Source organism: Oleiphilus sp. HI0086 (assembly GCF_001635225.1).
On the sequence record NZ_LWFZ01000916.1, the window covers coordinates 1 to 1,352 of the forward strand.

General features: G+C 46.6%; 1 protein-coding gene and 1 pseudogene. Both read left to right on the plus strand.

Translation table 11 applies throughout. The features are described 5' to 3' along the window. A pseudogene (fusA, locus tag A3756_RS16500) lies at positions 1-922 on the plus strand (elongation factor G); the annotation flags it as partial. Positions 923-967: 45 nt separating this feature from the next. Beyond that, a partial coding sequence (locus A3756_RS16505) for a GTP-binding protein (RefSeq protein WP_197473060.1) occupies positions 968-1,352 on the plus strand: 385 nt, incomplete at its 3' end.

Here is a 1,352-nt window from a genome sequence, read left to right on the forward strand (position 1 = left end):
TGGCGAAACGCTATGTAATATTGAGAACAAGATTACGCTTGAGCGTATGGAGTTTCCAGAGCCTGTAATTTCGGTTGCAGTGGAGCCTCGTACGCAGGCAGACCAGGAAAAGATGGGTGTTGCCCTAGGTAAGCTTGCGCAGGAAGATCCTTCGTTTAGAGTAAAAACCGATGAAGAGACGGGCCAGACGATTATCTCCGGAATGGGCGAATTGCACCTGGATATCATCGTTGATCGCATGAAGCGTGAGTTCAGTGTTGAGGCAAATATTGGTAAGCCGCAGGTGGCTTACCGTGAAGCGATTAAAAATATTAGTGATATTGAAGGTAAATTTGTTCGTCAGTCAGGTGGGCGTGGTCAGTATGGGCATGTTTGGCTTAAGTTTGAGCCCTTAGCGGATGGCGAAGAAGGTTTAGAGTTTGTAAATGAGATTGTTGGTGGTGCTGTGCCGCGTGAGTTTATCCCGGCAGTTGAAAAGGGTATCGCAGAGCAGATGCAAAACGGTATTCTGGCTGGTTATCCGTTGCTAGGTTTGAAGGCGACGCTCTATGACGGCTCTTTTCATGATGTCGACTCTAATGAAATGGCATTTAAAATTGCTGCTAGTATGGCGACTAAAAAGTTGGCATCAGAAGGTGGTGCGGTATTGCTTGAGCCGGTTATGAAGGTTGAAGTGGTAACGCCAGAAGAGAATATGGGAGATGTGGTTGGTGACTTAAATCGTCGCCGAGGTCTCATACAGGGTATGGAAGAGAGCGCCGCTGGTAAGGTGGTTAATGCTGAAGTTCCCTTATCTGAAATGTTCGGATACGCAACAGATTTGCGATCCGCAACACAGGGTCGCGCAACCTACGCGATGGAGTTTTTGACTTATTCAGAAGCGCCAAAAGCGGTTGCAGAAGTGATTATTAATAAATCGTAGTCTTAATTAAACTAAAGTCGGTAGCATAGAAAAAGGGGTGTAACCGTGGCTAAAGAAAAATTTGAACGTAATAAACCGCACGTTAACGTAGGTACTATTGGTCACGTTGACCATGGTAAAACAACTTTGACAGCAGCGCTAACGCGTGTATGTGCAGAAGTATTCGGTGGTGAGAAGGTTGATTTCGCAAACATCGATAATGCACCAGAGGAAAGAGAGCGTGGTATCACTATCGCGACGTCTCACGTTGAGTATGATTCAACTGATCGTCACTACGCTCACGTTGACTGCCCAGGGCACGCCGATTATGTTAAAAACATGATCACAGGTGCTGCTCAGATGGATGGTGCTATCTTGGTTTGTGGTGCGACTGATGGTCCTATGCCTCAGACTCGTGAGCACATCCTTTTGTCTCGTCAGGTAGGTGTAC